At 59.3% G+C, this 26,773-nt stretch carries 12 protein-coding genes; all 12 read right to left on the bottom strand.

The window, feature by feature from the left end; all coding sequences use genetic code 11:
• Positions 1–2,622: alpha-L-rhamnosidase (locus KVT38_RS26660; protein WP_217596793.1), on the bottom strand; the 2,622-nt coding region annotated here is incomplete at its 3' end.
• 1,240 nt (positions 2,623–3,862) lie between these two features.
• Positions 3,863–7,069, bottom strand: coding sequence for an FG-GAP-like repeat-containing protein (locus tag KVT38_RS26655; RefSeq protein WP_217596792.1), 3,207 nt, complete (start codon positions 7,067–7,069; stop codon positions 3,863–3,865).
• A gap of 115 nt (positions 7,070–7,184) precedes the next feature.
• A complete protein-coding gene (locus tag KVT38_RS26650; protein WP_217596791.1) occupies positions 7,185–8,549 on the bottom strand; it encodes a sensor histidine kinase in 1,365 nt (454 codons plus the stop codon).
• Between the two features lie 21 nt (positions 8,550–8,570).
• Entirely contained in the window at positions 8,571–9,266 is a 696-nt protein-coding gene (locus KVT38_RS26645; RefSeq protein ID WP_217596790.1) for a response regulator transcription factor, read from the bottom strand.
• A 247-nt stretch (positions 9,267–9,513) separates the two neighbouring features.
• The gene (locus KVT38_RS26640) at positions 9,514–15,084 is read right to left on the bottom strand and encodes an S-layer homology domain-containing protein (protein WP_217596789.1); all 5,571 of its coding nucleotides are present in this window, start codon (positions 15,082–15,084) and stop codon (positions 9,514–9,516) included.
• Positions 15,085–15,148: 64 nt separating this feature from the next.
• A complete protein-coding gene (locus tag KVT38_RS26635; RefSeq protein WP_217596788.1) occupies positions 15,149–15,745 on the bottom strand; it encodes a TetR/AcrR family transcriptional regulator in 597 nt (198 codons plus the stop codon).
• Positions 15,746–15,922: 177 nt separating this feature from the next.
• Positions 15,923–17,458: an ADP-ribosylglycohydrolase family protein gene (locus tag KVT38_RS26630; RefSeq protein ID WP_217596787.1), complete on the bottom strand. Its 1,536-nt coding sequence runs from the start codon at positions 17,456–17,458 to the stop codon at positions 15,923–15,925.
• Positions 17,459–17,542: 84 nt separating this feature from the next.
• Complete coding sequence (locus KVT38_RS26625) at positions 17,543–21,424, bottom strand: sialidase family protein (RefSeq protein WP_217596786.1); 3,882 nt, start codon at positions 21,422–21,424, stop codon at positions 17,543–17,545.
• 102 nt (positions 21,425–21,526) lie between these two features.
• Positions 21,527–22,309, bottom strand: a complete 783-nt coding sequence (locus tag KVT38_RS26620) for a response regulator transcription factor (protein ID WP_217596785.1) — start codon at positions 22,307–22,309, stop codon at positions 21,527–21,529.
• 19 nt (positions 22,310–22,328) lie between these two features.
• Positions 22,329–24,065, bottom strand: coding sequence for a sensor histidine kinase (locus KVT38_RS26615; RefSeq protein WP_217596784.1), 1,737 nt, complete (start codon positions 24,063–24,065; stop codon positions 22,329–22,331).
• 50 nt (positions 24,066–24,115) lie between these two features.
• Positions 24,116–25,810, bottom strand: coding sequence for an extracellular solute-binding protein (locus KVT38_RS26610; protein WP_217596783.1), 1,695 nt, complete (start codon positions 25,808–25,810; stop codon positions 24,116–24,118).
• Between the two features lie 58 nt (positions 25,811–25,868).
• Positions 25,869–26,759, bottom strand: a complete 891-nt coding sequence (locus KVT38_RS26605) for a carbohydrate ABC transporter permease (protein ID WP_217596782.1) — start codon at positions 26,757–26,759, stop codon at positions 25,869–25,871.
• Positions 26,760–26,773 lie beyond the last annotated feature (14 nt).

Here is a 26,773-nt window from a genome sequence, read left to right as displayed (position 1 = left end):
GGCGTATTCGCCCGAGCCCGCCTCGACGCGGACGCCGTCCGCCTCTTGGCAGAAAAAGACGATCCCTTCGGCGTCCGCCAGGCCGGCTCCGTTGCAGCTGACTTGGTCCGCGTCCGCGCCGCGCAGCAGAATGGATGCGCTGGCGTTGGCCGGAATCGTCGCGCGCAGCTCGATCTCGTCCTCATTCCCGTTCCCGCTCCCTACAAACGCCCAGTCCGACTCGATCTTGCCGTACATCGACTCGTAGGATGCACACGCGTGGCCGAGCCTGCCGCCCGTATAGTCGGGCTCGATCTTGCGGTACATCCAATCGCCCACCGCGCCGTAGGCGTAATGGTTGAAGGAGTTCATATCGTCGCTCCAGAACGATCCGTCCGGCTTGATGCCGTCCCAGTGCTCCCAGATCGTCGTCGCGCCCTTGGCCACTGAATACAGCCAGGACGGATACGTGTCTTGGAGCAGCAGCTTGACCGCCGTCTCATGATAGCCGTTGTCCGACAGCGCGAAGCAAAGGAACGGCGTGCCGACGAAGCCGGTCGTCAGATGATAATCGTTGTCCACGATCATCTCGTTCAAATCGCTGGCGATCCGGAGTCGGTCCTTCGATTCGACGAGGTCGAAGACGAGCGCGATGATATGGGCGGTCTGCGTCTGGGCGGCGACCCGACCGTTCGGCGTGATGAACTCGTCGCGGTAGGCCGCCGCGACTCGCTTCGCCAGCGCGCCGTAATAAGCCGCATCCTCCGCCAATCCGAGCAGGCTCGCCGCCTCCCCGAGGATGCGCGCGGAAAGGGCGAAGTAGGCCGCGGTCACCATATGGTTCGGCGTGGCGCCCATATAGCTGCCTTCCTTGGCGTCCAGCGCCAGCCAGTCGCCGAAGTGGAAGCCCGTATTCCAGATATGCTCCTGCTCCCCTTGGCCGCGAATATAGTCGACCCATGCCTTCATGCTGCCATACTGTTCGGCCAAGATCCGTTTGTCGCCGTAGCTGACATACAGCGCCCAAGGAACGACGGTGGCCGCATCGCTCCACGCCGCCGCATTGTAGCCCTGCAGGATGTTCGGCACGACGAACGGCACGCTGCCGTCCGGCAGTTGGTCGGCTTTGAGGTCGCGCAGCCACTTGGCAAAAAAAGGCGCGCCGTTGTAGTTGAACAAGGCGGTCGGCGCGAATACCTGGGCGTCTCCGGTCCAGCCGAGACGCTCGTCGCGCTGCGGACAATCTGTCGGCACGTCGAGGAAGTTGCCGCGCTGACCCCATACGATGTTGCGCTGCAGCCGATTCACCATCTCGTCGGAACATTCGAACGCGCCGGTCCGCTGCATGTCGGAATGCATCACTTCGCCCGCGAAGGCATCGAGCGGCAATCCGTTTTCCTGATCGGGGAACCCTTCTACCTTGACGTAACGGAAGCCTTGGAACGTAAAGTGCGGCGCGTATGTTTCCGTCCCTTCGCCTCGCGCAATGTAGGTGACGGTCTGCTTGGCGGTACGGATGTTGCCCATGTAAAAGTTGCCTTGCTTGTCCAGCACCTCGGCGTGCGTCAGCTTGATCGCCGTGCCTCTCGGAGCGGCCACCGTCAGCCGAATCCGTCCGACCATGTTCTGCCCCATGTCTAGGACCGTGTCTCCCGCTGGCGTGCGGATCGCTGCGATCGGTGCGAGCGTCTCAGTGACGTGCGTCGGCACGTTCTCCTGCGCGACCAGGCGCGAGTAACCGAGTTCTAGCCGTTCTGTCGCGTGCCAGTCGGCGTCGTCGAAGCCCGTCTCGCTCCAGCCCTTCCATTCGAGGCGGGCATCATAGGTTTCTCCGTCGTAGAGCTCGGACAGGAGCACGGGACCCGTCGCCGCCTTCCAGCTCTCGTCGCTCGTGATCACGACCTCCGCGCCGTCCCGATACCGGATATGCAATTGAACGAGGACTGCTCTTCTGTCGCCGTAATGGTTGGACTTGTTTTCCCAGCCCAGACGCCCTTTGTACCAGCCGTTCGCCACCGTCGCCCCCAATGCGTTGCCGCCTTTGCGAAGCAGCGCCGTCACGTCGTAGGTCTGGTATTGCAGCCGGTTGTTGTAGCTCGTCCAGCCGGGCGCGAGCTCTTCGTCGCCGACCTTGCTGCCGTTCAGGTACAGCTCGTAGACACCGGCGGCCGTCGCGTAGATGCGCGCGGATACGATATCCCCTTCGTTCAGGTCGAACGGCTTGCGCAGCAGGAACGCCGGCTCCGCCGCGGGATCGATCGCGCGCGGATCGGGGGTGATCCATTGCGCTTGCCATTCATCCGCGGACAGCAGCGCGGTCTCCCACCACTCCGTCTCGCTCCACTCGGATTCCCGGCCGAACCCGTCCCACGCCTTGACGCGGTAATAATATCTCGTGCGGGATTGCGCCTCCGATCCCTCATAGGGAATAAGCACCGATTCGTCCGATTGGATGCGCCCGGTGTCCCACAGGGGCGATTCAAAGTCGGCTTGTCCCTGGGCCACCTGAATCCGATACGCTTCCTGAACCGTACTTTTGCGCTCGGATCGCAGCTTCCAGCTGATCCGCGGATGCCGGACATCCGTCCCCAGCAGCCGAGTCCGATATTCCGCCGTCAAGCCGTATATGTGCAAGGAATCCATGCGTGTCGCCTCCATCGTTCTTTTGCGTACCCATGGAACCATTGTACCGACGAACCGACTGTCACCGCTTTCAATCCGCTGACCATTAGTTTGGTTTTGACGACTAGATTCCGTATAGACGGCCGGTGCAATGGCGGCTTCGGCCAAAGACTAGCGCCCGGCTCCCAAGCCGCGTCCGCGGCAAAGAACCGCACAAAAACTGTGCGGTTCTCGCTTGCATCGCGCCTGGTGGGAGCTCCACTGCCCTCGGGCTCCCTCCGCTCTAGCGCCTCTTTAACGACCTTAAAGCTTCTGTACGTTAAAGTCATCGAAGTGCGCCTTTTGCATATGGGAGTAAACGCCGGATCTGCGCTGAGGGGCGCCGAAGCCAGCGTCGTGTCGGACCCGTTCTGATATTTCACCAGCGATACCGTATGCTAGTAGCCCAAATAGCTCATATAGTAATAATTGTCCGCATTCTGGTATCGCGCCACCAAGCCGACGCGGTCGTGCCAGCTGTCTACCTCGGCATGTCGCCGAAGGCGTATCGGCGTTCCAGGTAGAAAAAGCCCCGATCCAGGATGAATTTGCTGATCCGCAGGTAGTTTGGATGCAGTCATCTAAGCCATAGTAACCCTTCGTTTTGACATAAAGAAAGCCACCCCGAAGGTGGCATAAGATGACATTATATAGTTTGTACGACTCGCCTAGTCGGTATAGTCCTCCTCCTTGGAGGTGAGGCTATGACATTTTCATTTCAAGAAGGATGATGCCCGGCATGTTTATCCTGGCGTTGCTCACTTACTTGAATAAACGGAAATGATCCGCCCTAGGTTCGCGCCACGGGAAAAGGGTCATTTCGTCCAGCTGATTCAGTTGGAGGCGCCCCCGCCGAAGCAGTTGTGCAGGAAGTCGGTGTTGGCCCACCGGCTTCTTTTGTTATTCTAAGCATATCCCCCCCCCCCCCGTTTTAGACGCGCAATCAAGGGGCAGGCCTGCCTTGCGTATAACGCGCTCCGAATGCCCTATTGGATGGCATAATGGATGAACAAAATAAAGGGAAGACTCGGTTATTCAAAGCGTGGCAGGACCCGTCGCTGTAGGCGAAAGCCCCTTCACCTCCTCCTGGAGGGCAAAAAGGCCGTCAGCCATAAAACGATGGCGAACAGCTTCAGTGCCGCCGTAAGTCAAACGCGAGGAATCTTCTGGGCCTCAAGTTAGGGCGATCCTCAGCAGCAGGAACAGCCCGCTTGCAGCCGGCTCATAAGCGCTCCTCGCGCAGCGACAGGAGACGGGATACAAGCGCGACCGCCTCCGCTCTCGTCGTATAGCCGCCGGGCACAAAGCGGTTGGCTCCCCTTCCCTCGAGCAGACCCTTGTCGCGGGCAACTTGCACCGCGAGCCTCGCCCAGTCCGGAATGTCGCCATCGTCGCTGAACCCCGTCTCGCCCGGTTCGGGCAGCGTTGCAGTAAACAGCCCCTGAATCATTGCCGCCGCCTCGGCCCTCGTAATCGGCCGGTCCGGCCGGAACGTGCCGTCCGGGTAACCTTGTATTAGCCCAAACTGAACGGCCTGCCCAACGGCCATCCGTGCCCAATCGCCAATCCGCCCGGCATCAAAAAAACGTAATTCGGCTGTCGGCGATTCCTTCGACCAAGCCTGGGACAGCAGCGTCGCGAACTCCGCCCGCGTAATCGTTCGATTCGGCCTGAAGGTGCCGTCCGGGTAACCCTGCGCCCAGCCCTCCCGGGCCGACGTTAGAATGACAGGCTCCGCCCAATGTCCCGCAATATCGGTGAACGCGAGCTTATTGGGAGATTCGAGCGACGGCGGCGGAGATGTCGACGGATCGGGCGAAGCGGGTGCGAGTGTAGGCGAGGCCGTCGTCGTTGGGGCAGGCGTTTCCGGTGCAGGCGTTGTCGGCGTCGGCGTCGACGGATCCGGATCGGACGAATCCGCGTCGTCGTCGGCGATCGTCAGCACGGCTGTGGCAACGGCTCCCAGGTCCGCTCCGGCAAGCGGATTGCTCAGTTGAATGTTGAACGTCTCTTCGCCTTCGACCTCCGTATCGTTTACGATCGGAATTGAGATCGTCTTGCTCGTTTCTCCGTTTCGAAAAACAATCTTGCCGGACGCGCCGATATAATCCGCTCCGGCCGTGGCAGTGCCGTCGGAGGTCGAGTAATCGACGCTGGCCGTACCGCTGCCGCCCGTGCGGACGACCGTGATCGCAGCGTTGCCGTCTTTCTCGGAAATAGGGGAGGAGGCCGCTTGCAGCGAGATCATGCCTTTGAACGGAAACGGCTTATAGACGGACAGCCGCTTCCAATTGGACTCCGCGACGACAAGGCCGACCAGGTCTTGGCCGTCGAAAGGAACGATCGCTACCGCCGACGGATAGGCGTATTTACCGACATAGATCGGTTCCGCGGCGGACAAGGTGCCGTCGTCATTGCCCAGCAGAAGGGAGATCAGATTGTTGCCTTTGTTCGCAACGGCCAGATCGAGGTCGCCGTCGCCGTCCAAGTCTCCCGCCGCCAGGGACACCGGATTTGAACCGACGGGCGTGTCGAACGCCACCCCGAACGTGCCGTCGCCGGCGCCGCGGAACAAGGATACCGTACCTGGCCCTCCGTTCGCCACCGCCAGATCAAGATAGCCGTCGCCGTCGTACTGTCCGACTGCCAAGGCGGTAGGGCTATCTCCCGTAGCGAAGAAAACGGACGTTCCGAACGTACCGTCGCCCGCACCCATCAGAACGGTAATGTCGTTCGACCCTTTACCCGCCACGGCCAAATCGACAAACGTGTCGCCATTAAAGTCTCCCGCGACGACAGCCGAGGGATTCGTACCGACCATATAGCTGCCTGAGTAGGCAAAACTGCCCGTTCCGCCGGCACTGGCAATATAAATGTCAAGGTCATGATAGACTTCGTTCGCGACAGCAAAATCGTCATAGCCGTCTCCGTTGAAGTCGTCGACTGCGATGCCCGAAGGGTTCGAGCCCGCCAGCGAGAGCAGGTAATCGGCCTTTGATGCGAACGTGCCGTCGCCGTGCCCCAATAAAATCGAGACGCTGTCGGCGCCGGCATTGACCACGGCCAGATCGAGATGCGAGTCGGCATTGAATAATCCGATGCCGATTGCGCTGGCGCCGACACCGATCTGCACGGTGCCGGCAGGCGTGAAGGTTCCGTCGCTATGGCCCAGGCTGATGTCGACGAAAGGGGCCGATTCGTTCGCGGTCGCAATATCCGGGATGCCGTCTTCGTTGAAATCGGCTGAGACGGCTGCCGCGGGGTTCCCGCTAAGCCGGTAAGCTGTGGGAGATTGGAACGTGCCGTCGCCACTGCCCGGCAGCAGGGTGATATCCCGCGCGTTCTCGTTGACGGCGACCAGATCGACGCTGCCATCGCTATCGAAGTCGGCGGCTGCCAAGGCGATCGTCCTCGCGTTCGATGCATAATAGGCGTCAGGCTGCAGCGTGCCGTCTCCGTTGCCTTTCCAGAGCACCGCCCGATGCCCGTTATAATCGGCTGCCGCGAAGTCCGTCCTGCCATCCTTGTCGAAGTCTGCCGCGACGAGAGAAAAAGCATCCGCTGCGGTACTCCGGACCACCTCCGTCCCGAACTGTCCCTGTCCGTCGCCGAGACGAATCGTCACCGCTGACGGCCCGCTTGCCGCGATATCGGCATAGCCGTCTCCGTTGTAATCCCCCGCGACTACGGATGCTGCCGCATCGGTCAGCGGCAGCGTAGATGCGGCTCCGAACGAGCCGTCGCCCGCTCCAAGCAGGACGGACAGATTCTGCGAATTGTAATTCGCCGTCACAAGATCCGCGATATGGTCCGAGTTGAAATCTTCGACGGCCACTGCCGTAGGTGACACGCCCGTTGCAAAGCTGCCTGCGAAGCTGAACGCGCCCTGCCCGTCGCCGAGCAAAATATGAACCGAGTCGCCGTTGCTCGCAACGGCCAGGTCCGCATAGGCGTCTCCGTTAAAAAAGCCGACCGCGACGGCAAGCGGCACGGCGCCCGCGCCCGCGGAGTATTCGACAGCGGCGTCGAAGGTTCCGTCGGCGTTGCCTGTCAGGATCGACACGCTCTCTCCGCCCTGATTGGCGACGGCAAGATCCGGGAGAGCATCGCCGTCGAGCTGTCCGACTGCGATGGCAAACGGGGTCAAGCCCACCGCGTAGTCGGTTCCCGTGCCGAAGGTGCCGTCCCCTCGGCCCAGATACAGCGTGATCTTATTGTCGCTCGCATCGGCGACGGCAATATCCGGATTGCCGTCGCCATTGAAGTCGGCCGCGGCCGCGCTGCGCGGCTGGGACCCAGCCGGCAGCAAGCTCATTCCTTGATACAGCGGTACCGCGCTTGCGCCTAGCGGCGCCACGGCCATCCAGGCCGAGAGCAGCGCCGCATACCAAGCGGCGCGCTTCATCCGCGCCTTCTTGTTCCTTTTCATCCCTACTCCTCCTCGGTCGCTTCCGAATCCAAACCGATGATAGCAGAGACCCTTCGGGATGAAACTACTGGAAAATCGCTAATGTTCCGATCAGAGCTAAAAGCCTTGACTCGCGCTACCCGAAATACGACGGCGTTGACTGACTTCTCCCGGCAGGCAGCCGAAGAATAAATGTCGCGCCGTCCCCCGGCCGGCTATGCGCCTCAATGGCGCCTCCGTGCTTCTGAACGACGGAGTAGCAGTAAGACAAGCCAAGACCGAAATTATCGGCATTCGACTTGGTCGAATAAAACGGCTGAAATATTTTATCGGGCTCCGCTTCCGCAAGCCCGGTACCGTTATCCGCGATCCGGATCTCGATTGCGCCCGGCCGCTCGATCAGCCGTATGGCGATGAAGCCGCCCTCCGTCCGATGGATCGCCTCGACCGCGTTGCGGATCAAGTTCCCGAACACTTCCCGGAGATGGACGGCATCCGCCCGTGCGCCCGCTCCCGCCCCCTTTGGAATATCTAGTATAAGCTCGATTCCTTGTCCGGTCATCGCGACCTGATGCGCGGCCGCCGCCTCGCGCAGCAAATCGCCGACATCGCAATCCGTGACGGTCAGCCTGATGTCCTCCACTTGCTTCTGGATTTGTCCGACGAGCGTCCTCATGTGCCGGGCTTCGGCAAGAATAAGCGCCATATTTTCCGCCTGCCCGGCGTCTTTGGATTGCTCCTGCGTTTCCCGGGCCAGGAGCTCGATATTGATCAGACGATTTTTGAGCGCATGATTGATCATCGAAGCGCCGGAAGCGATCCCTCTGCGCGTCTCGTCGATCATCTGTCTTCGCAGCAGCAGCCGTACGCCAAGCACGCCTTGCTTTGAAGCCAGCAACGCAAAAACGATCAGGAACGCCGTAGCGCAAATCAGCAGCGGAACGTAGCGATAGTAGCGGAAGGACCAGACGGCCTTGATGTGATTATCGAACCATGTATAGGCCAATACCGGCGGCACGATCAGAGCGGCAGTCGCCAGCTTCTCCGGTCTGACCGACAGATTGCGCTCTCGGAGCCATGAGACGATCAAGATTGCGGCGCCCGCGACGTAGTAGGGGACGAAGTAGACGGAAAGGATCGTATAGCTTCCGCCCTGCGAAGGGTGGGGCATCAGGTAATATACGTAAAGAGGAGGCAGCGCCAAAAGTGCGGACCATAACGCCCTGCGGCGCCCTCTCGCGGCAGCGGAATACACGATGGCGAACATCAAAAACGCATAGGGGGCGGCAGAGTCGCCGAGCAGCTTCAGCCAGCTTCGCAAGCTGTTCCAAAAAGCCGGCGTCCTCGCGGTGGGCGTCACGTATTCTTCGATAAAATAGCCGAATGCGCCCAAGGCCCAGGCCAGCAGAAAAAAAACGAGCCAGCGCACGTCGGGACGCCGCGGATTAAATCGAAGCAGCAGCGCGGATACCAGCATCAAAGTGAGAAACAAAAACAGCATGACATCGCCCTTCCGTACAAATCAAATGATATGAAGGAGCTTGGCGAGCTGCAATATTTCCCTGGAGTTGTGTTTCTTGAGCCGAAGCCATTCGAGATACGGGAATTTGCCCTTCAATACGGATGAGATCTTGCATAGTTCGTTGTTGATCGTATATTCGCTGTAAAACAGCATATCGCTTATTTGCTTGCGGCTGTATCCGGCGTACTGCAGTCTCAGGATCGCCACCTGCTTAGGGGTGATTTTCTTCCGCAGCTCACGCTCCTGCTGCTCCCCAAGAGTCTTAAGCACCTTGCGCGCAGCCGAGTGATGAATACCGGATCGACCGTAGTAAGCGTCGCGAACGGCGGCTGGAATGTCGTCGGCAAATTCCTTCGTGATGTAATTTGCCACATGACCGAAGCCGAGCGTATGGGCGACGATCTCGTCCTCGTCCATCGAGGTCAGCACGATAATCCGGGGAGGGACACCTCCCGCTTCGATGCGGCCGTTGCGCAGCTCGAGTGCGATCTCGAGCCCCTCCATGTTTTTGTCGGCCAAATTCAAATCCAGCAGCAGGACGTCGAACGGCACCGAGTCCAGCGCGGCCAGCAGCGCTTCCTTCCCGTCCGCCGAACCGACCACGGCAAGTCCCGGCTCCCTCGCGAGCCGCTTGGTCAACAGCAGCAGGAACACCGGGTCGTCCTCGCATATAAAAATTCGAATTTTTTCTTCCAAGGAGCCATCCTCCTTCCTCTTCCAGCATATCAAATTTACCGCCTGCTGCCGCAAATAAAATCGGTCCCGAACTACCTGTTTTTTGATGTAGTTGCTGCTGCGCAGCAAGAAACCCGAGCCTGGGCGTTCGTGATGCGATCGCGCGGGCCTTTGCCCCGTAAAAACAGAGGACTGCCCCCCTTGTCGTCTCAAATGACGGGACAGTCCTCTTGCATTTTTATTTACGCGCTTTGTCCATAGGCTTGAACTACTTCAACGATACCAGCCGCGCCAGCAGCACGACCGCTTCGGCGCGCGTGATCGGAGTCAGCGGATTATACCTGTTAAGACTCTGCCCTTGCACAAGCCCCGCTTCGTATGTAGCATTGATATACGGCAGCGCCCACTCGGCGATCGCGGCATCGTCGGCGAATGAAGTCCGCTGCGTATTCGTTGCAGGCAATCGTGCGGCTCTTGCGATCAGCGCGGCCGTCTCGATTCGGCTCAGGCGAGCGCCCGGACGGAAGCTATTGTCCGGATAACCGCTGACAATGCCGGCTGCTGCGACAGCAGCCACTGCATCGCTGGCCCATGCCGGAATATCGTTCTTGTCCGCAAAGTTCGTAAGTCTGCTTGCCGGCAACGCCAATACGCGATACAGCAGCAATGCGAATTCGGCGCGCGTGACCGGAAGGTTAGGACGTAACGTCCCGTCGGGATATCCGGAGACAATTCCTTTGGCGACCGCGTCAGCAATCTCTTTCTCGGCCCAATGCCCGGAAATGTCGGACGGCACCGGAATCGGCTGCTCGGAAGTCGGCTCGTCGGTCACCGGCATTACGGCAAACATGGTGAAGTGATCCGTCTCTCCTGCCAGCGTGTTACCGGAAAGCTTCCCTCCGATGGTCGCCCATTTCGCACTCGTCTCATCGTAGTAAACTAATGCCGGATTTTGATCGTCGGCCCAGGAATGGTTCTTTAAATTGAGTCGCAGGCGGACAGGCGCGTCGAACTTGCCTGGCGTGTCCTTCAGCAATTCATAGACGTCAGACAGGATCAATTGACCGGGCTGAAGCAAGCTTTTGGTCTCATCTGTCACCTTTTTAAGTGTGATGGTCGTTGCTTGCTTAATCGCATCTCCTGGTACGAACAGCTCCAGCCCGTCTATCGTTAGCGTATATTCGCGTCCCGGAACGATGTAAAAGGATGCCTGATTTAATACTGGATTCGTTGAAATTGCGGGCGGCACCGGAGGGTCGACAATGTTATCGATGCCGATCGATCGAACCTTCCGGTTCCCCGCCGAATCCACCGCATAGACCGTATAAGTGCCGTTCGCGGTCACATGGAACTTTCCGGAGGACGGCACGTCGGTTCCGACGCTCGGATCGCCAAAGTCCGCTGCTTCCAGCGCGCCCGCCGCCCATCTCAGCGCCTCTATTTTGTTGCCCGCCGCATCATCCGCTACAGTCGCCGTTACCGCGATGTCCACGCCGTCCGCCGCGGCGGTCTTCGGCGTATAGTCCAGCGTAAGGACAGGCGCCCCGCTCACGATATTCGCGATCGCGATTTCCTCGACCCGCTCGTTGCCGGCCGTATCGACGGCGTACACGGTATAGATGCCGTTCGCGGTCACATGGAACTTTCCGGCGGACGGGACGTCGGCTCCGACAGCCGGATCGTCAAAGTCCGCCGCATCCAGCGCGCCCGCCGCCCATTTCAGCGCCTCTATTTTGTTGCCCGCCGCATCATCCGCTACAGTCGCTGTTACCGCGATGTCCACGCCGTCCGCCACGGCAGTTTTCGGCGTATAGTCCAGCGTAAGGACAGGTACCCCACTCACGATATTCGCGATCGCAATCTCCTCGACCCGCTCGTTGCCAGCCGTATCGACCGCATAGACCGTATAGGTACCATTCTCGGTCACATGGAACGTCCCGGAGGACAGGACGTCGGTTCCCACGGCCGGGTCATCGAAGTCCGCTGCTTCCAGCGCGCCCGCCGCCCATTTCAGCGCCTCTATTTTGTTGCCCGCAGCATCAACGGCGACAGTCGCCGTTACCGCGATGTCCACGCCGTCCGCCGCGGCGGTCTTCGGCGTGTAGTCCAGCGTAAGAACAGGCGCCCCGCTCACGATATTCGCGATCGCAATCTTCTCGACCCGCTCGTTGCCGGCCGTATCGACCGCGTAGACGGTATAGATGCCGTTCGCGGTCACATGGAACTTTCCGGAGGACGGGACGTCGGCTCCGACAGCCGGATCGTCAAAGTCCGCCGCATCCAGCGAACCCGCCGCCCACTTCAGCGCCTCGATTTTGTTGCCCGCCGCATCATCCGCTACAGTCGCTGTTACCGCGATGTCCACGCCGTCCGTCACGGCGGTCTTCGGCGTGTAGTCCAGCGTAAGAACAGGCGCCCCGCTCACGATATTCGCGATCGCAATCTCCTCGACCCGCTCGTTACCGGCCGTATCAACGGCGTACACGGTATAGGTGCCGTTCGCGGTCACATGGAACGTTCCGGAGGACGGCACGTCGGCTCCGACGGCCGGATCGCCGAAGTCCGCCGAATCCAGCGAACCCGCCGCCCATTTCAGCGCCTCTATTTTGTTGCCCGCAGCGTTATCGGCTACAGTCGCCGTTACCGCGATGTCCACGCCGTCCGCCACGGCGGTCTTCGGCGTATAGTCCAGCGTAATGCTAGGCGCCCCGCTCACGATGTTCGCGATCGCAATCTCCTCGACCCGCTCGTTGCCGGCCGTATCAACCGCGTAGACCGTATACGTACCGTTCGCGGTCACATGGAACTTTCCGGAGGACGGCACGTCGGTTCCCACGGCCGGGTCATCGAAGTCCGCGGCCTCCAGCGAACCCGCCGCCCACTTCAACGCCTCTATTTTGTTGCCGGCTCCCGCGTTGTTTGCCGATGTCGTTACCGACACTTCCACGCTTGCGCGAACCGCCGTCTTGGGGTTGTAGTCCAGCAGTACGGTCGGCTTCGCCGTAACGATATTCGTCACATCGATCGTCTTGATCTGTTCGTTGCCGGCTTCGTCAATCGCATAAACCGTGTACGTGCCATTATCCGCAGCCTCGAACGATCCCCCCGACAAGACGGTGCCCGCTCCGCCGAAATAGGCTATGCTTCGGTTGCCCGCCGCCCATTTGACTCCGGCGATGCCCGTACCTGTACCGTCCGTATCGACGGCGATCGTGACGGCACCGCCCGACGGCGCTGTCGTCGAAGGCGTGAGATCGATCTCGGGAAGCTCCCCATCGATGACGATACCGCTCGTATCCGGCAGCGGCGTCGCCAGCTCCAGAGACACGGAACTGCCCAGGGCCGTCACGGAGGAAGGAGAAGCCGCGACAAGCGCAGACCCGAGCTGAATGCCGGCTGCAGCCTCATCGCCTTCCTGAACGGTATAACGGAACTGCAGCGTGCGCGGATCTCCGCCCGACATGCCCGAATAAGAAGCAGACTTGCTCACCCCGCCATCCAGCACGATCGGCAGCGCCGGCGGCGAGCCGGAGTCGACGTCAACGGCATCACCGTAGGCGACCGTAAAATTCAACTCGTCGCCAATCCCGTAAATGCCGCCCGGCGGAACGGAGGCGACTTCAGCCGAGGGCGACGGTACGGCAAGCACGAACCGATAAACGCCGACCTGCCCGTTGCCGCCCGTCACGACGATCTCGACCGGATTGTCGCCCAGCGTCAGATCGACCGCCCGCGAATTGCCGTTAACGCCGTCGATGGATACGGTCTGTCCCGCTGCCGGCGTCACCGTGAATTCCGCATGCGCAACCGGCGCTGCGAGCGCAATCGCGTAAATGCCTGTCGATGCATTAAAGACGGAAGGCGTCATCGTCACGGTCGTGCCGGGCGCGGCGACCGCGATCGCGGTCGGGCTCACGCCCTGAAGGCTCGCATACGGCATCGGATAAGTCGTGCCTTCGACGATGCCCCACCGTTTTCCGCTGCCGAACGCCCACACCGAACCGGGATAATCGGTATAGGTAGCTTTCTTCATCATTTCCGACGTGCTATGCGGCGTCCCTCCGCCCGACGAGGAAACTTGCCCGCTTCGCTCGTTGTCCCAGAAGGCATGCGTAACCGATCCTGCCGCAGCGCCCGAGCCGATCAGGCCGCCGCCGTCATTGCCCGCTTGCACTTCGGCCGCCGCGTACGATTCGCGCACGGAAGTCAGGGCATCCGCAGCGCCGATCAGGCCGCCGACATCGCCGGAGCCGGAGACCGAACCCTGGACGGATACGCCGGCTACAATCGTATTCTCGGCGCGGCCGATCAACCCGCCGACCCTATCGGCCCCTGCAACTTCAGCATTCACGATCGAGACATTGGAGATTGCGGCCCCGGACGTGACGCCGAACAAGCCCTGATCGTCGGAGGTCGGACGATTGACGCTTACGTTCGCGATCGTGTGGCCGTTCCCTTCGAAGACGCCTGCAAACGGCGTCGTTCCGCTGCCGATCGGCTCCCATCCCGCAGCGGCGGAATAGGCCGTCAGATCCAGATCCGCTTCGAGCTCATACCGGTCGTCCAGCTCGTATCCGACGGACGAATCGCCGATGCTGGACAACTGCTCCGCGGTCGTGATCCGATGCGGGTACTGCACGCTCCCGTCTTCCCGGTAGACGGTCAACTTGTAAACGGCATTCAGCGCAGCCGGATCGCCGGCGTCGCTGACCTTTACCTTAAACGTATTTTCGCCCGGAATCAGCGCAAGTGCCTCCGTGCTCGCTCCGCCTTCCACCGAGACGATCGAACCCGATGCAAGCGGCGTTCCCGACACCTTCACCTGATCCGTCTCGCTTCCCACCCGTACGCTATAAGACCCGTAGCCGCCGGAAAAATCCCGGTCCAGTGCCTTCGCAGCACCATCCGCATCCGTTACGATCAAAGAAGCAAGCGCTACCTTTTTATAATCGCCGTAATGAAGCGGATAGGTAGCGCCTTCCACCATGCCCCAGATCGGGTCGTCCGTCCCGTTGCCGGCGAAGTCCCAGCCCGAGTACGTCGACTTTTGCAGCATCTGCGCGGTCGGCTTGCCCGTGCCCGCTGCTGACGCAGGCTGCCCGCTTGTCTCCGTGTCCCAATAGGCGGATGTCGCCGGCACGAAGCCATCCACCCGTCCGACCAGGCCTCCGGCATTCGTACCCGAATCGACGGCAGCAGTCGAATACGAACGGGCGATCGAGCCTCGGGCACCGTTGCCGGTACCATAGCCGATCAATCCGCCGAAGCTGTCTCCGGAGCCGGCGACGATATGTCCTGCGGCATAACTGTCGGAGACGTTCGTCAGACTGTTGTAGCCGACCAAACCGCCCACGCCGCCCTCGCCGGACACGGTGCCTTGGACGGAAACGCGGCTAATTGTGGAAGTAACCGGTGCGCCCGCCAGTCCGCCCACGTATGTATGCCCTTTTACATTTACGTTCGTCAAATGCACATTGGTTATCGTCGCATTGCCCGTCTCCCCGAAAAAACCTACGTTATTGTCGTTCGGCCGATTGATCGTCATATTGCGAATGACAAACCCGTTGCCGTCGAAGCTGCCCGTAAATAAGCTTCCGTTGCCGCCGATCGGCACCCAACCGCGTCCGTCTCCGGCGTTGTACCCCGCCAGATCGATATCCTGCGTCAACCTGTAATGGCCCGCCAGTCCGAAGCGAATCTGGGCGAGCTCCGCCGCGCTGCCGATCGGCGTCCAGACGACGTCGGCGGCGAATGAATGCCGAAGCGTTCCCGCCGCATTGGAGAGGATAGTCGTAGCCATCAAAAAGACAAGCATGATTGCGATCGCTTTACGCTTCATTCTGTTAACCCCTTTATTTTTCTGAATAACGACTCATTCGCTATCGGGCTATCGGGCGATTCGGCTACCGCATCAGCTTCACCAGCCCTTGAATAAGCACCTGCGGATCCGTACCGCCGAACAAAGCCGAAAAAATCGTATAGCCTTCGTTAAAAGCGATCACCTGCATCGCAATCGGCCGAGGATCCTTCTCCTTCTCGATCCAACCCTTGTCCTGCAGCGTGACGATCAAGCGCTCGATCCCCGCGATCCATCGGCGATATTTTTCTTTAAGCTGCTGCTGCATCGCTTCGTCCCGTTTGGTCTGCTGGTAAAAATCGACGAGCGTCACGATCCAGTTGTCGATCCCCATCATCAGCTCGCCCAGACGCACGAGGGTGAACCCGATCACTTCTTCGAGCGTAAAGTCCGAAGGGCTGTAATCTCTCGGAATATCCCACCAGCCGTCCGTTCTTTCGATCTGGAAGTCCAGTACGTGCATAAACAGCTGTTCCTTGCTCTGAAAATGGCCGTAGAATGCTCCTTTCGTATGTCCGGTGCGCGCTACGATGTCCGATAACGTCGTAGACGCATATCCCTTCTCCGCAAAGCAATGCCAGCCGGCTTCGACCAGCATCCGGTACGTCGCTTCTCTTTTTAACTGAAACTTGTTTTTTTGCAAACCGGTCTCTCCTCCTGCCCGCTATCATTTATATATATTCCGGAAGGTATATAATTTAATCTGCTATTAATTGCCACAAATAAGTATGCCGTATCGATAGGAAAATCGTCAAGATTCGATTGAGTACGCCCAGACAGAACAAAGTCCGCTTTCGCGGACTTTGTCGAATGCAGGTTCTTACTTTCCTGAATTTCCATGGATGAGCACGATCGGGATGAGGCCTTTCGTAGGGCGCCCCTGCGACGTGATCTCCAAAATCAGATCGTAACGCGACTTGGCCAGCCCCCATGGCGTCACCGTGAACGCAAGCTCGGTCATGCCGATATTGCAGTGGTACTGCTCCAGATAGGCGCCGTAGGTCGGGCCAGGCGAGACGGTCCAGCCTTCGGGCAGATGCCATTTGACCTCCAGCCATTGGGGCATGAACAGTTGATTGTCGATTCGCAGCTTGAACGTCTTGGCTTCGCCTTCCTGGATGTACGGCGCTTCGCCGTAGCCCACCTGAACCGCGAAGATATTGAAGTCGTAGCTTACCGTATGCGGACTTTGCGCCAGCAGATCGGCAAAGCTGCGGTCCGCCCATATGCTAAGCCGCTGCGGGTGGCTGTACAGGGCCGCTCCATCGGCCATTTCGATCGTGTAGCCGCGTTCGGCGTTCACCGTGTCGCATAGCTCGCTGCCGAGAAACAGCGGCGCCAGACGAATGATGCGCTCGGTTAACTCGGTCACCGTCTTCGGGATTCGCAGCCCCTGATCGCCCAGATTGATGCACAGCGTCTTGATTGAATCGCCGATCGGCTCCTTCCACTTGGCCGGAATGCTGGACGCGCCGCCGATGATACCGAGTATCGAGCCCAGGGTCGCGGCGGTGCAGTCGGTGTCCTCTCCGCAGTTGTTCGCGATGCAGATGCTTTTACCGAAGTCGCCTTCGCCGTATACCCAACCGAGTACGGTAATGCCGACGTTGCTTGGCGCATCGTATCCGATCGGACCGATCGGCACATCGTCGGGCAGATCCTCCTTCCGCATCCCCAAGATGCCGAAGCTGCCCGGCACCTCATTCAAGAGCCGGATTCGCGCCTCTTGCCAGCTCGCGCCTTCCGCATAGGCTGTCCGCACCGAGCGTACGCCTTTGGCAATGCCGCAATCCGCAGGGATGTACGACAGTCCGATATCGATCAGCGTATCGCGGTCGCTCTCCACGAATGCCGCACTCTCGACGGCGGCGAAAAACACCTCGGCGTAGACGCCCTCATGGCTGTGGTCGACGATGGCATCCTCGTATGCATATTTGACCGCCAGCTCCGGATGCCCCGGCGTCAGACAGGCCCAGACTTCGGATCGGATAAAAGCGCCGTTGCTGTCCCGATACACATTGTTTGCATAGCCCGACAGCGGGGGCACAAGTCCTTGCCTCATATTGTTTTTGCCCGCTCCGTATTCGCCCCAGTTCGGCACGATGTAGGATAGCCAGTATTCGCCGAGGATGCGGGCATTGACGCCTCGCCCGTGCTTTTCCACTGCGTTGAGCCAGACGAGCTGCAGATCCAGATCGTCGTTCGGCAGCGGCTCTCCATGGAGTTCTTGCGTATAAAAGTCATAATCGAACACGCCGCGCTGACACTCGAACGGTGCGCCAAGCGTGCCTCCGATGTTTTTGCCGATCCAGCACCCCATAACCTTCTCGCGGTATTCCTTAAGCGTAAGTAACAATGATGTTCCTCCTCGTATGCGTCGCAGAATTTCGATCTTGCGATAGCTGCAGTAATGAACTTTGGCGTAACGCCGGCCTCCGGATCAAAGTGTCTCTTCCGCCCCGACGCTTCCCGCTGCCGGAAGCGCGACAGATTCGTCGATCAGCAGGAACCGGTCGACGTAGACGTCCGTTCCCGAGCCCGGCTCGGTCGCGATCAGAAGATGCGCGATGACAGGACCGGGATGGGCCGCCGAGATGATTCCCTTGGAGGCTCCGTTCACGAACACTTCGGCAGTTCCGCCCGCCAGATCGAACGACAGTCTGATATCGTTCCACACGTTTGCCGCCAAACTCGTCGGGACGGGCAGCGCATGAAGAACGCTCGCGACAGGCGCAGTCTTCACCGACATCATATTGCTTAACTCGTTGGCAAAGGTGAAGCTTGCGTCCGAATACGCTTGGTGCACCTTGACGTATCGGGCTGTTGCCGACAAGCCGCCCAGTTTGATCTCGCGATTGGACTTCTGGAACGTCCAGCCGGTCGCTTGAACCCAATCCCCGTTGTTCGTCCGGCTGACGTAAACTTCGAGATCGCCCGCAGCAATTCGATTCGAGGAATCGCTATCTCTCAGCGTAATCTCCCGGACGCTCTCGACCTGACCGAGATCGACGCCGATGCTTCTATTCTGGTAATCCAGCGCAAACGTCCCCGTGTAACCAAAGGAGGAAAGGTTGCCGGTCAACGGATTCGCGTCGCCCGTCAGGTACCCGGTCGTATGGGCACGCTCCGCCGTCTGAACCGTCATCAGGCTGCGAATGTCGCCGACGAAGGTGAACGAAGAATCCGAGTACGCCTGATGCACCTTCACGAACCTCGCGGTAACCGACATGCCGCCAAGCTTGATGTTGCCGTTCGACTTCGCGAAGGACCAGCCGGTAACCGCCTGCCAGTCTCCGGCGTTCGTCTCGCTGACGTAAACGGACAAATCGCTTGCCGTAAGGCGGTTGGAGCCGTCATTGTCCCATAGCTTGATCTCGTTAATCGTCTCCGGCGCGCCAAGATCCATACCCATGCTGCGGCTCTGGTAGTCGAAGCCGAAGGAGCCGCTCGTGCCCCAGGAGCCCAGATTGCCCGTTGCCGGGTTCGTATCGCCGGTCAGGTACCCGATGCGGCGGGACGCGGGCTCGGATACAACCTGTATGATCTCCTGCAGACCGTTCACGAAGGTGTACGCGGTGTCGGCATAATTCTGGTGCACCTTCACATACCTGGCTTGCGCGTTCAAGCCGCCGAGCGTAATCGTTCCTCCCGCCTTGCTGTACGTCCAGCCGGTGACAAGCTGCCAGTCTCCGTCGTTGATATTGCTGATGTAGACGGCAAGATTGCCGGAAGAGAGCCTATTCGAGGCATCGTTGTCGATCAGCTTGATCTGAGTGATCGTCTCGACGCGCCCCAGGTCCATCCCGACGCTGCGGTTTTTGTAATCGAGCGCAAGCGCGGCGGTATTGCCGACATTTTCAAGATTGCCGGCTGCCGGATTGACATCGTCCGGCACGAAGCCTGCCCTGCGGTTATAAGCCTCTTGCGTATCGGCGTACAGCAGCGCTCCGTCAGGCGCCACGTGGAGCCGGAAGGCGGTCCCGACCGCGTTCGGATGCTGCGAATAGCCTTCCTGAAGCGAGATATTTATGCCGTTGGCAAAGCTCGCTCCGTACAAGGACAATTCCGCCGTTCCCTTGCGGACGGCCGGAAACAGCCGGGAGGCGCCGGTAGGCGTGATATTGCTTGCATGATCGTAGATTCTCAGCGACCTTTCCCCGTGCCTGGCCTGGGCGCTGCTCGTCGTTACGGAACCGAAGCTCGTCGTCTTCCACCAATAGTCCCCTGCAAGCCGGGTGCCGTTGTCCGTCGCGCCCGGGGCCCGCTCGTATTCGAAGTCGTCGAGCGCGCCGTGACTCCGGTACAGGTAACGATCGAAATCCTCCACGAGCAAGGAGCCCGTCCTCGTTCCCCCCGACCACGAGAACAGATAGGCATTTTCTCCTGCGGGCACCTTGTCGGACTCGACGGCCTGCCTGCGCTCGCCCTCCGAGTACCAGCCCGGCGTCGAAAGGCTCGTCCTGTCGAGCACGTTCCGGTAGCCGTTCCAGGTCAAGGTCTCGTCCCTGCTGTAAGCGACCGTCAGGTCATTGCGCTGGTAGCTGGTCCCGCCCATCGCATTGTGGCCCGACCAATTCAGCAGGATCGAACCGTCATCGTCGCGGCTGAGTGCGGGAAAGGTATTGCTGCTCAAGATGTCGCTGTCCTGTGCCGCGGACCAGGTCGTCCCGTTGTCTAAGGAGACCGATTGGGCCAGCGTCGTCTTGTCTCCCCGCTGCTGTCTGGCGTAAATAATCAGGGAGCCGTCGGCCCGCTCGATGATCGCCGTCTCCGATACGCCCCCTTCCCCGCCGATGGACGGAATCGTCAGGTCGGATGCGCTCTTCGTCCAGGTCAGGCCGTTGTCGTCCGAATAAACGACGCCGCCGGCGAACGTGCCGTCGTCTCCGATCACAAAGCCGAACGTCACGATCAGGCGCCCGGTGCTCGTCCGGATCGGATTGGCATAGGTGACGGCATAGTTGACCGGGTGGCCCAACGACGACATCATCCCTGTCACCGCGACGGGCGTGCCGAAGCTCGGCTTGCCGCCTGTGTAACCGGTCGACTTGACGACGTACAAATCCGAGCGGCAGACGGTATCGTCCAGACAGCTATGGACGCCGTCCCACACGCCGAAGTAATGATAGGAGTAGAAAACGACAAATAGATCTCCGGTCGCTTCGTCCACATAAGCCCCGCCGGGGCTGTCCAGAGATACGCCGGAACGGCTTCCCGGAGCGATCAAAGGCTCCGGCGCCGACCATGTCATCCCGTCGTCGAACGAATACCGGGCGTAAATCCCGTTGTCGATGTCGGTCTGCGCCATGAGCATCAACGTGCCGTCCGGCAGCCGTACGGGCTTGATATTGCCGCCGAACTCCAGGGCGTCGTCCCCCTGCGGCGTCAAGGTTTTGTTGCCGTATTCGACTTGCAGCGCCTCTTGTCCTCCCCCGACAAAAGCGGCCGCCGGATTTCCGTAATAGAAGTACACGGTCGAACTCGCGAGCGTCGCCATGTCGGGCAGCCGGACGTAGAATCCGTCGTCGTCCTTATAAAAGCTCAGTTCCCGCCCGGTCGCATCGGCGAAGCGCGCATCGCGATAATCCGCCTGCAGGCGCCCGGCCGCGATGAGAGCGGACGTGCCGAGCGAGCTGTCCGGCAAGTATACCGCGCGGTCGTAGACCGTCTCGTTATTCGGATTGGACACCGTCACGGCTTTGCGATAGCTCCATTGCCCGCCGCCGCTCGCGGTCCACGTCCCTGCCGGAAGCTCGTAAATCGCCATCATCGCCTGCAGGTTCGCGCCGGTGTATTCGGCAGCCGTATCGTCATAGTGGCTATGAACCTTGACATATCGGGCTGTCTCGGAGAAATTGTAGATCAGCAGCGAACGGTCCAGCTTTAGAAAATCCCAATTGGATACCTTCTCGTAGGTGACGTTGTCTTCACTGACATACAGCGACAAATCCGCCTTCTCGACACGATGGGTGCCGCTGCCGTCCGCCGCCAATTCGATCAGGTTGAAGGGGTGCGCAGCTCCCAGATCGGCGCCGATGCTGTTCAGCCCGCTATCCAGGGAGAAGGAACCGGTAGAGCCGAACGAAGAGAGCGAGCCCGCGTAAGGATTGCGTTCTGCCGGCGCCCATCCGATCGAAGCCGTCAGCCTGTCCGCGCTTGATTGGTAGCCTGGGCTTAACGACACGGAAGCAGTCCTAATGCCGGATGCCGCCCGAGCTTCCGTTGCAGCGGAGGGCGCGGCGGAGCCTACGCCAAAATGCAGAGATGCCGTAATGAGAGCAGAGCAGATCAGAAGCTTACCTTTTGCCGCCAACGATGCCATTTGTAGTCCTCCCTCAAGGGTCAGAAGACCTCATAGTATGGTATGACCTCAATGCCAGGTTCAAGCTTTTCCTTCCCTGTCGTTCTGCCTCTTTGCCCAGACTTAACCCGCCGAGTCTTTATTGCTCCGGTAGTCCCCCGGATTTACCCCTGTATAGCGCTTGAACTTCTCGTAAAACCAGTCCATGTCGTTATAGCCGACCGCGGAAGCGACCTCGTATACTTTCAAATCCGTGCCTGCAAGAATCTCCTTCGCCTTCTCCATGCGGACCTGCAGCACGTATTCGCCAAAGCCGATGCCGGTCTGCGTCTTGAAGAGGCTTCCCAAATAGGCGGAGTTCATGAAAAGCTGCGAGGCGATGCCCTTCAGCGTAAGCGGGCTTGCGTAATGGTCCTTCACCCACTGCTTCACGAACCGGACCACGCCTCGTTCGTTCCCCGGATCGTCCGGAAGCGTGACACGGTCCTGGCCGGAGGGTGCGGCGTGTTCGCTTCGCTTGTCCAAATCCTCTCTCACCCTGACCAGCAGTTTCGCCAGGTCGTCCTCTTCGGCCGGCTTCAACAAATAGTCCATGACGCCGAACCGAAGCGCCGCTCTCGCATAGGAGAAATCCTCATATCCGCTCATGATCGCAACGGGAACGTCGCTTCTCTCCCGGATGGCGGCGATCAGGTCGATGCCCTCCATCTCCGGCATCCGGATATCCGTTATAATGAGCGCGTAGTCGTGCTCCGCCAGCCTTTCCAGCGCCTGACGGCCATTGGCGGCTTCTCCGGCGATCCGGAATCCGGCCTGCTCCCAATCCAGCAAATACTTGAGCGACTTGATCGCCCCGGGCTCGTCGTCCACGAGCAAAACGGCGTAAAGCTCGTTCGGCAGCTTCATGATGATGCCCTCCTTGTTGTCAGGTCGTGCAGGGAATGCGCATCGTGGTCGTCGTTCCCTCCCCCGGCTTGCCTGTCAAGCGAATGCCGAATTCGGAGCCCAGACTCTGGAGCCGTTGATGCACGTTGAGCAGCCCGATGTGATCCCCGTCGACCGCAGACCCCGACAGCCTGGCCAGTATCTGCGCCGCACGTGCGGGCTCCAAGCCGATGCCGTCATCCTCGACACGCAGCAGAATCGCCTCTTCTTCCTTCTCGGCCGAGACGACGATCGTTGTCGGCGACTCCTTGGGCTCCAGCCCGTGAACGATCGAATTCTCCACCAAAATTTGCAAGGACAGCTTCGGAACCCGTAGCCGCAGCAGGTTCTCTTCGACTTCGATTCGATACTTGAGCCTGTCGGGGTACCTGAAAGCCTGGATCCGAAGATACGTCTCGACGATGCCGAGCTCTTCCTCCAGCGGGATCATCCCGCCGCTCTTGCCGAGCATCTGGCGGAACGACTTCGCGAGCAGACCTACGATCTCCGCGTTCGGCCGATCCCCATTTTCCAGCAGATTGCCGCGAATCGAATTTAGCGTGTTGTACAGATAATGCGGATTGATCTGCGTCTGCAACGCGTACAGCTCCGCCTCCTTCGTCCGAAGCTGCAGTTCCTTCTCCCTCAGCTCCGATTCGTACACCTCGCCGAGCAGCCGCTGCATGCGGAGCACCATGTCGTTGAACATGTGGCCGAGATGGCTGACCTCGTCGTTGCCACGCACGTGCCCGATCGGCTGCAGGGAATCCATATCGGTCCTTCGCATCTTCGACGACAGCTGACGGAGACGCCTCGTGATACGGTTGGACACAATATAGTTGACGACGACAAATGCGGCAAGCGTAAACAGGAAAAACAACAGCGCCATCTGTCGGATAACGCCCGTCTTGGCTTCAAGCTCCTCGAGCGGAAGGAGGGATGCGACCTGAAGTCCTTCCACGCTGTTCCGGGAAGAGAGGCGCTGCGAGTTGAGGAGATACGCTTCTCCTTCCAGGTCGACGACTCGCCCTCCTTCAGCGGATCGGATCGAATCGAGCAGTTCTTCCTTGCTCTCGGCCGAGCTGTCCACGCTGTCCATGACGCTCGATCCGTCCGGCAGCAGAACGAGGAACCGGCTACGTTCTCCTTCCATCTTGATCAAGTCGGCGACTTTGTTCGCGTCGTTCTCGATCTGAAAGAACAAGCATGACCGGGGGTTCAAATGATTCATCCGCTGGGTAAGGATCAGCCGGCCCGGGCGATCGCCGGAGGCGCTCCACGTCCGGAGCGATTCGGTACCGACTGCGCCTCCGCGAATACAGGGATGGGCTTGAAGCTGGGGGGCCAACTCTTCAAGCGGCCGGATGCTGCCGACGTGAAAGGAAGCGTTGTCCGTGTAGATGGCGATATCCAGGATCTCAGTCGAGGAGCTGATCGAATACAACTGCGGCTTGACGAATTCGAAGTATTCCTCGTGCGCTTCTGGATACGCATCGAAAGTTTTGAGCAAGCGTTCCTGCAGCAGATCGTCCATGTAGAGATAATCGGCGACCTGCTCATACGACCGAAGCGTACTGTCGACATTCTCGGCGAGCTGGGAGAGGGAATGTCCCGCGCTCTCCTGCAGGATGTCCAGCATGGAGCTTCTTGCGTAATTTTCCAGAAAATACGTCAAGGACGCGGTCAGAATGACGACGACCGCGCCGTTGGTCCAGAATAGCTTGGTGCGTATATTCATCCCGCATCCCATCCTTTCTGTTTTTAGTTGCCGTATTCGAATCCATCAACTCATTTTAAAATCGTTTTGTACCTCTCGATGGAGGTCTTCCACAATTGTTCGTAAGCGTCCGTTGCTTTGGCTGCGCCTTCCTTCTCAAGCGACTTTTGCATGGAAGTCCACTTGGCGTCGAAATCCTGCCCGTTCTTCGCGAAGATAATCTTCGGCGATTCCTTCAGCCACACCTGCTGAAGACGCTTCATGTCCGCGCGGACGTCCTCGAGATCCCCGAGCTGATAGAGCAGCGCGGGCATTAACTGAATTTCCGGCAGGAAGTCGGACCACACTTCTTTGCCATACTTGCCTAACACTTCCTTCGTACGTTCGTCGTAACCGCTCATGACGGATTCCTTGGTCGTCGGCGTGGCGTAGTCGCCGTCCGCCAGCTTCGTCCCGTGGTCGAGATAGATCGACGTTCCCATGAACGGGGAAGCGGTCTCCGTCCACTGAAGATCCGGATTGACGGCTTTCTTCTCGTTAAAGTCCGCAAGTACGGCGCGTTTGCCGTCCTTCACCTCGAAGTGGCGTCCTTCGATGCCCCAGTTGATCAGGATCTGACCTTCGTCGGAGAAGATGTAGTCGAGCAGCTTCATGACTTCTTCCGGATGCTTGGTCTTGCTGGAGATGACCCAGTTCCAGTTCGAACGTGTCATCAGGGAAGTGAACGACTTGTTCTCGGCAGAGCTGTCGAACGTAATCGGGAAGTACGCGTACAGATGGTCGTAATCGCCGGCGGCTCGCAGGACTTTCTCTACCTCCGGCTGAACCCACCAGGACGGGAAGTAGCCGGCCAGGACCCGGCCTTCGGTGATCTTTTTAACCAGCGCCTCGGATTTGAGCGTGAAGAATTCCTTGTCCAGCATGTTCGTGTTGTAGAGCTTGCTGAGGAATTGATAATAGCGCTTCATCTCTTCCGTCGAGTACAGAAGCTGGGCATCGTTCTGGTCGTCGATCGTGAAGTTGCCCTGGTTGATCAGGCCCGAAGCGTCGAAGGTCGGGCTCGACAGATTGTCCGCACCGTTGCCGTAATAATCGAATCCGGCGAAAGGAATCGTTTCCTTGCCGTCGATGGTCGGATTTTTCTCGTAGAATGCCTTAAGCAGATCATAGAGCTGATCGAACGTCTTGATCTCCGGATAGCCTGCATCTTCGAGCACATCGTAACGGACGGCGAAGTTGGCTTGGAGCAGCGGAGACGGCTCGGTCGAGAGCTTCGGTACGTACAGCGAGTAAATGTGGCCGTCCGAGCTGCGAAGCAGGTCGAAGTACTTGCCGTACTTCTCCTTAATGTTAGGACCGTACTGCTCGATCAGGTCGTCGAGCGGCATGAGGGCGCCGGCCGTCCGGTACTTCTCGACATAATCGGGCTTGAGCACGAGCGTATCCTCGGGGTAGTCTCCCGACGCCAGCCACAGGTCGAACTTCTGATTGCGGTCCCCTGTGACGGTGATCAGGTCGAAGGTCGTGTTCGTGCGCTTGGACAGCTCCTGCATGACCGGGTTGTTCGCGTCCAGGTTCGGGAATAAGTTGCCGATCTGGATCTTCGTCGGTTCCTTCATGGCCGCAGGCGATGCCGAACCCGATGAAGCTGCGCCAGTGCCCGAAGCTGACGACTGCGCGTTGTTCTCTGCGTCGTTTCCTCCGCAGCCGGCCAGCAATCCGAGCGTCAAAGCCAGGACCGTTAGTGCGATTCCTTTTCTTTTCAATGAATCCACCCTTCCCCTTCTATGATTATATCATCCGGGTTAACCCGGTAGATATCCGTTATCCCTTCACAGCGCCGAGCGTCATACCCTTGATGAAGTACTTTTGCATGAACGGGTAGACGAGCAGGATCGGAACCGTGACGATGATGGTCATCGTGGCGCGAATCGATTGAGGCGTCGTCATGCGCATCAATTCGGCATCGACATTGTTGCCTGCGCCTGCGCCGATCTGGTCGGTCGATTGCATCAGGATCTTCATCAGCTCGTACTGCAGCAGAGTCAGAGATTCGTCGGTGTTGAACAAATAATTGTCAAGCCAGGCATTCCAGTGACCGACCGACAGGAACAGCGTGATCGTGGCAAGGACGGGCAGGCTGACGGGCAATACAATCCGGAACAAGGTCGTGAATTCATTCGCTCCGTCAAGGTGCGCTGATTCGATCAGTCCCGGCGGAAGCTCGTCGAAGAAGCTTCTCATAATCAGAACGTTGAACGCGCCGAGCAGCCCCGGAAGCAAATAGACGAGGAACGTGTTCGTGAGTCCGAGCTGCTTGATCAAGATGTAGTAAGGAATCAGTCCGCCGTTCACGTACATGCTGATGACCAGCACCGCGTTGAGCGGCTTGCGCAGTACGAACTCTCGTCTGCTTAGCGCGTACGCGACCATCGTCGTCGCGATCAAGGCTGCCGTCGTTCCGAGCAGCGTCCTGGCGACGGACAGGCCGGTGGCGGAAAATAGCCGTTGGTTCTGGAATATAAGCTTGTAGTTATCGAGCGTAAACGCCCGGGGAAGCAGATAGATGCCGCCTCGCACCGTGTCCATCGAATCGTTGAGCGAGATCGCCAGCAGATTCAGGAAGGGGTAGAGGGTCGCCGCTCCAAGCAATGCCAACAGCGCGTAGTTCGCGACCTGGAAGGAGACGCCGCCCCATGTCCATTGAACTCTCATGTATGATCACCTCG

It is taken from the genome of Cohnella sp. GbtcB17, from assembly GCF_019091135.1.
Classification (GTDB): Bacteria; Bacillota; Bacilli; order Paenibacillales; family Paenibacillaceae; genus Cohnella.
Note: the sequence above shows the minus strand (reverse complement) of the source record. Positions and strands in the feature narration are given on the sequence as shown.

Bases quoted from the DNA above. Each gene is read 5' to 3' on its own strand.
- KVT38_RS26655 (WP_217596792.1), bottom strand. From the start codon at position 7,069: ATGAAAAGGAACAAGAAGGCGCGGATGAAGCGCGCCGCTTGGTATGCG.
- KVT38_RS26650 (WP_217596791.1), bottom strand. From the start codon at position 8,549: ATGCTGTTTTTGTTTCTCACTTTGATGCTGGTATCCGCGCTGCTGCTT.
- KVT38_RS26640 (WP_217596789.1), bottom strand. From the start codon at position 15,084: ATGAAGCGTAAAGCGATCGCAATCATGCTTGTCTTTTTGATGGCTACG.
- KVT38_RS26625 (WP_217596786.1), bottom strand. From the start codon at position 21,424: ATGGCATCGTTGGCGGCAAAAGGTAAGCTTCTGATCTGCTCTGCTCTC.
- KVT38_RS26620 (WP_217596785.1), bottom strand. From the start codon at position 22,309: ATGAAGCTGCCGAACGAGCTTTACGCCGTTTTGCTCGTGGACGACGAG.
- KVT38_RS26615 (WP_217596784.1), bottom strand. From the start codon at position 24,065: ATGAATATACGCACCAAGCTATTCTGGACCAACGGCGCGGTCGTCGTC.
- KVT38_RS26605 (WP_217596782.1), bottom strand. From the start codon at position 26,759: ATGAGAGTTCAATGGACATGGGGCGGCGTCTCCTTCCAGGTCGCGAAC.